This is a genomic window from Vibrio sp. 970 (assembly GCF_033339075.1).
Map to the genome: position 1 here is coordinate 1 of NZ_JAWOTW010000399.1, position 652 is coordinate 652.

General features: G+C 44.2%; 1 protein-coding gene. It reads right to left on the bottom strand.

All coding sequences use genetic code 11. The features are described from left to right. On the bottom strand, positions 1-642 hold a 642-nt coding region (locus tag R7Q11_RS26935; protein ID WP_225467083.1), incomplete at its 3' end, for a dicarboxylate/amino acid:cation symporter. Positions 643-652: the final 10 nt, after the last annotated feature.

The window sequence follows — 652 nt, forward strand, 5'->3', positions numbered from 1 at the left end:
TAAGGTTGCACCTAGTTGAATCATCAGAGCAAACACACCGTAAGGTGCTAGACTCATGACCAAACCAACCAGCTTCATCATGATCTCATTGGCCATCTTAAACGTGCGGATAGCAGGGCCACCACGAGAATCCAGAGCTTGAATGGCTAGACCTGTCAAAATAGCCATAAAGATAATTTGTAGCATGTCGCCGTTAGCAAAAGCTTGTACTGGATTGCTTGGTACAATGTTTACCACGAGCGAGAAAATATCTGGTGTTTCAGTTGTCGTCAGTTTGACGGTTTCAGAAACCGTACCCGCTAAGTTTGCACCAGCACCCGGTTGGAAAATTAAACCTACGGTCAACGCTGCTGCGATCGCAATGATGGTATTGAGAATGTAGAGAGTAAAAGTTTTCCCACCAAGACGACCAAAAGCACTAATGTCTTTCAAATCGACAATGCCGCACACGATTGAAACATACACAAGAGGCACAACCAAAAGCTTGATCAGCGAGACAAACATGCCGCCAACCCCTTCTGCCGTTCCAAGTAGGTAAGTATCAAAAATCGCAATACCACTAAATAAGTACTGAATAGCTGTGCCCAGCACAAGGCCGGCAAACAAGCCTATGAAAATCTTACTAGAAAGCGATTTATCCATTATAAATCTC